Below are 5,086 nucleotides of genomic sequence, written 5' to 3'. Positions count from 1 at the left end.
ATCCGGGAGTCCTCAAGGTCTATCATCCAGGCCTGCCTTCTCACCCTCAACATGAGCTTGCGAAAAGGCAATTAAGAGGTTATTCCGGCGTCTTCAGCATCATGCTAAAAGATAATTCACAGGAAGCGACCTTCCGCTTCATCGATGCGCTCAATATCTTCAGCATCGGGGTCAGTTGGGGCGGATTCGAAAGTTTATCAGTGCCAAAACTCTTCCACGATATGAAAGGTACAAACGACGGCTGGATCACTCGCCTAAGAATCGGCCTTGAAAACGTAGAAGACCTAATCGCTGACCTAGACCAAGCGTTAAAAGTGTAGTTTATAACTTCCCCTCCTCTCTTTGCCCTCTCTAAAGCCGAAACGGGTAAAATAGGAGTATGGAACTTGAAATGGGTGAGGAACTACAGCCGGCGCCTCAGCAGCCGGATGTGAGTATTGATATCGTTATCGCGCAAATAAAGCCCAAGAAAGCTGATTATGGGCATAATCTGGCGCATATCGGTGAGGTGATGCAGCAGTTGGCGCTGGAGAAAACTCCCTGCGATGTGCTGGTGCTGCCTGAAACGGTTACGACGGGTTATTTTCTCGAAGGCGGCGTTCGCGAAATGGCTGTTACTCGTGAGCAACTTCTAGTTGATTTAAGAAATGAGTATGTCCGAAGCGGGCTTCAGAAGCCACTGGATATCGTGATCGGCTTCTATGAACTTGGAGATGGCAATTATTATAACTCTGGAATGTACGCCACTCTTGCTCCTGAATTAGCCGAATCGAAGATAGTCCATGTCCACCGCAAGTTCTTCCTGCCGACTTATGGAGTTTTCGATGAGCAGCGTTTCGTCTCAAAAGGTCGTTCCATTCAAGCTTTCGATACCCGCTTTGGCCGTGCGGTAGTATTGATTTGTGAAGATATCTGGCATTCGATTTCAGCTACTATTGCCGCTCTCAAGGGAGCTCATCTTTTCTATGTTTTGACCGCCTCTCCCGGCCGTGGATTCAAAGAAGATGTTATCGGTAATGCGGCCAAGTACCGACAGCTTCTAGTAGCGATCGCAGAAGAGCATAACGTTTTTGCCATCAACTCTTCGCTGGTCGGTTTCGAAGGGGGCAAAGGGTTTATCGGGCACTCGGCGGTATTCGATCCCTTTGGCAATAAGCTTGTAGAAGGCCCGTTGGCGGAGGAGGCCATCCTGACTGCCCGAATAACTCTCGACGATCTCAATATCGCCCGCGCGAATTTGCCTCTGTTGGGGGACCTCGAAACTAACCTGGCCGACATCTCGCTTGAAATACAACGAATTGTCCAAGGGATGGATCAGCCGGAGAAGTAAAAATGGCTCACCTACCGATTATCAGCGCAAAACCTTTTGACCCATCAAGCAGCGCCCCACTCCACATCAACGCCGAGTTGGTCGCTGATTGGCTAGTCGCATTCTTAAAAGATGAAATGACCCGTCGGCGAGGGTTTACACGCGCGGTTGTGGGCATCTCAGGTGGAGTTGATTCGACAGTCACCGCTTTCTTATGCGCTCGCGCGTTTGGTCCCAAGAATGTTTATGGCTTCCGAATGCCCTACAAGGTGAGCAGCAAGGAAAGTTTAGACCATGCGCAACTAATCGTAGATCAGCTTGGAATCAACGAGCGCACGATCGAAATCACTCCCGCGGTCGATGGCTATATCGAAACTTTCGAACCTGACATTGCTCCTGGTCGCCGCGGTAATATCTGCGCTCGAATGCGAATGATCATCCAATTCGACCAGTCGGCCAAGATAGGCGCGCTCCCTGTCGGTACTGGCAATAAGACCGAGCGTCTATTCGGCTATTTCACCTGGCATGCTGATGACGCCCCGCCGATCAATCCATTAGGTGACTTATATAAGACTCAAGTATGGGAGCTAGCCCGTTATCTAAAAGTGCCGGAAGTTATTATTGAAAAACCCGCCTCCGCCGACTTAATCGTAGGCCAAACCGACGAAGCTGACTTTGGTATCTCGTATCCCAAAGCCGACCGCATCCTCTACTACCTAGTGCGAGGCTACTCCCCAAGACGCCTAATCGAAATGGGTTTTGACCCCCGAGAAGTCCACCTAACCAAATCCCGTGTCGGTTCCACCCATTGGAAACGCCACCTCCCCACCACCGTCATGATCTCGACCTCTTCAATCAATGAGTACTACCTAAGACCAGTAGATTTCTGATTTAAACAACATAGAAGAAATCTCAAAAAATAAACACTAGCATTGGTATCACACAAGGTTATTAGGCGTCTGAATCCCATGTAAGGACTTGATTAACCGCTGTCAATGTGCTAGGATAAATTCTGTTGATGTATCATTTGTGCAAACAAGGAGGGCGAGGATGAAAATGCGTTTGGGTGTAATTTTCCTGGTATTGATGGGGACCATTGGTACCTCTGTTTTATTGTACGCTTCATCTGCTCCAAAGGTAAATTTTTATCAAGAAGCAAGCAAAGCTTCGTTGACTATTGACTATGCAGGTGCGGCGGTTTCTCGGATCGACCTCAAAATCGATGGCATTCGATATGCCATGCAGGACTTGGCCTCTACACCGAAAGAGGGTGAAGTAACGTTTGTGCTCGATACGACCAAGCTGGCTCCCGGCGAGCACTCTGTAAGCGCCCGACTTTATGATGGCAATGGACGCCTCGTTGCATCAGGTTCAAGTAAAGTTGAGGTTAAGCTCAATCCCACGACCCCTCTTGCAGTCAGGCAGCCCACTTTCGGCACCGAACTTTACGGCACACAGGAGATTCAGGTCTATGTGGCTGATACCTCCAAACGCCCATATGTTTCGTTTTTCATCGACAACAAGTTTCGCTCGTTGCGAAACTTTCCGCCTTACACTTTTGCTTGGGACACCACGGCTGAGACCAATGGCTGGCATGAGATCGTTGTCATGTCTTTTGATGAAGATGAAACCTCGATCAAAGGCGCTCCCGTTCGCGTGTTTGTCAATAATGCGAACGGCCGCACTGAACGCCAGACACCAGAAGCTATGCCGGTGGTCAAACCTGTAATAAGACCCGCAGTGAAGCCGGAACCATCAACAACGATGTCGGCATCGGCAATTGAAATAAAGTCTTCAAATAAAACTCGAACGCAGATTGCCAAAGTGAATACGCCCACCCAAGTACGACTGTTGGCGCCGAGGGTTTCGACATCCGCTCCCAAGAGTGTTGGAGTGATCACGAGCATTCCTCGAGTGATTATCCCATCGCTGGTTGCTGTCAAACAAAAGTCAACAGAACCTCTTCGAATCGGCGATACCGGTCAGAAGTTTACTGCTCCAGTATATAAAGAATATGTAGCTGAAGCGCCCTCAACCCAGGGAACAACTTCTATTCCGACTGTGAAGATGAAGCCGAATACGCGCTCAACTACTTTTGGGTCAGGCAACACTGTCTTAGCCTTTGTTCCAAAAACGGTTATGCCGAAGATGGTGAAGGCTCCGATTAATGTTATTAAAAGTAAGCCTGTAAAGGTGTCTCCAAAGATAACAATCAGCAAGCCGGTAAAGGTGGCGCCAAAGATAACCGTTAACAAACCTGTTAAGCTGACGCCTAAGATAACAATCAGCAAGCCGGATGTCTGCAAGCTGGAGTTTGGTACTCGAATAGCTGGCACACGCCTTACGTTTACTTTCAACAATCGACCGCTTAAATTCGATGTTGCTCCTCGTGTTCAGAACGGCCTTCCAATAGCTCCTTTCCGCAGTGTCTATATGCAGATCGGCGGAAAGCTCGATTGGGACAAAGGCCAACAATTGGTAACGGCGATGAACGCAGACCATGTCATCGTTCTTCGGATTGGTGACACAAAAGCTGCTTTTGACAGCGAATATATTCAGTTAGAGAGTGCGCCTGAGGTCATTTCCGGACGAACTTTCGTACCGGCCAGCTTCCTCGGCAAAGCGCTTGATTCAGATGTGTTCTTCAATCCAAAAGATGGTCACATCCTGATCAACTCAAAGTAATCATTAAAATAAAAAGCGGCAGGGCAAAGGCCCCGCCGCTTTTTTTATTGTGAATACCCTATTTGCAAATTTTCAATGCCTTTTTAGCCTGTCGGATTTGAGTGGTGACGGACGATGGGGCAGTGCCGCCTTCAGTCGTTCTGGAGGACATAGAGGTTATCGGTTTTAAGAGGGATAGAACTCCTTCGTCCAGGAGCGGACTAAAAGACTGAAGCTCTTTGAGGGTCAGTCTTTCTAAGCCTTTTTTCTTTTCTAGGCAATCCCGAACGATTCTTCCAACAAGCTCATGGGCTTCTCGGAAGGTGCTGCCTTTGCGGACGAGATAGTCGGCTAAATCGGTCGCTGTTGAGTAATCGCCCCGAGTAGCAGATGCCATTTTGCTAGGATGAAAAGCCGCGGTTTCGAGCATTGCTTTGATTAGCCGCACGCTTGGGAGCGTAAGATCGAAGCTTTCGAAAAGCAGCGGCTTATCGTCCTGAAGGTCGCGATTGTAAGCTAAGGGTAAGGCTTTTAACAGGGCAAATATTGCGGTTAGATTTCCTAGCAGTCGTGCTGATCGGCCCCTTATGAGTTCGCAGACATCCGGGTTTTTCTTCTGCGGCATGATGCTGCTTCCGGTGGTGTAGGCATCATCAAGAGTGACGAATCCGAACTCGGGCATGCTCCAGTTGATGAGTTCTTGCGATAGGCGAGAAAGATGCGTCATCAAAAGAGTGCAAGCGGATATAAACTCGACGACGAAATCTCGGTCGGATACAGCGTCCATGCTATTAGGCGCTGGTGCGGCAAATCCGAGTTCATTGACGGTCATCTGTCGATCAAGCGGGAAACCGCTGCCGGCCATCGCTGCAGAGCCTAAGGGCATCATATCCGTTCTTTTGTAAGTATCTCCAAGCCTTTCCCAATCGCGTTCAAGCATCCAAAAATAGGCCAATAAGTGATGTGCCAGACTGACGGGTTGGGCATGTTGTTGGTGAGTTAGTCCCGGCAACACCGTTCGCTTATGCTTTTCGGCTGTCTCAATGAGAGCTGTTTGCAGCGAACGGATTTCAGAACGCAAATTCTCAATCGCCTCTTTCGTCCACATGCGGG

5 protein-coding genes are annotated in these 5,086 nt (G+C 48.9%); 4 read left to right on the top strand and 1 reads right to left on the bottom strand.

Going from position 1 to position 5,086, the window contains the following annotated elements:
- The 4 genes from WCO51_09515 to WCO51_09500 form a co-directional block, all read left to right on the top strand.
- The coding region (locus WCO51_09515; protein MEI6513496.1) for a PLP-dependent transferase at positions 1 to 320 on the top strand (320 nt) is incomplete at its 5' end.
- 71 nt (positions 321 to 391) lie between these two features.
- On the top strand, positions 392 to 1,330 hold the full coding sequence (locus tag WCO51_09510; protein MEI6513495.1) for a nitrilase-related carbon-nitrogen hydrolase: 939 nt from the start codon (positions 392 to 394) through the stop codon (positions 1,328 to 1,330).
- Positions 1,331 to 1,332: 2 nt separating this feature from the next.
- Positions 1,333 to 2,199, top strand: coding sequence for an NAD+ synthase (locus WCO51_09505; GenBank protein ID MEI6513494.1), 867 nt, complete (start codon positions 1,333 to 1,335; stop codon positions 2,197 to 2,199).
- A 160-nt stretch (positions 2,200 to 2,359) separates the two neighbouring features.
- On the top strand, positions 2,360 to 3,994 hold the full coding sequence (locus tag WCO51_09500) for a stalk domain-containing protein (GenBank protein MEI6513493.1): 1,635 nt from the start codon (positions 2,360 to 2,362) through the stop codon (positions 3,992 to 3,994).
- A 58-nt stretch (positions 3,995 to 4,052) separates the two neighbouring features.
- Here the strand turns inward: WCO51_09500 and argH are convergent.
- Positions 4,053 to 5,086: argininosuccinate lyase (gene argH / locus WCO51_09495; protein ID MEI6513492.1), on the bottom strand; the 1,034-nt coding region annotated here is incomplete at its 5' end.

The sequence above is a fragment of the bacterium genome (assembly GCA_037131655.1).
Classification (GTDB): Bacteria; Armatimonadota; Fimbriimonadia; order Fimbriimonadales; family JBAXQP01; genus JBAXQP01.
Note: the sequence above shows the minus strand (reverse complement) of the source record. Positions and strands in the feature narration are given on the sequence as shown.

Coding starts and splice junctions, on each gene's coding strand:
- WCO51_09510 (MEI6513495.1), top strand. CDS start 392: ATGGGTGAGGAACTACAGCCGGCGCCTCAGCAGCCGGATGTGAGTATT.
- WCO51_09505 (MEI6513494.1), top strand. CDS start 1,333: ATGGCTCACCTACCGATTATCAGCGCAAAACCTTTTGACCCATCAAGC.
- WCO51_09500 (MEI6513493.1), top strand. CDS start 2,360: ATGAAAATGCGTTTGGGTGTAATTTTCCTGGTATTGATGGGGACCATT.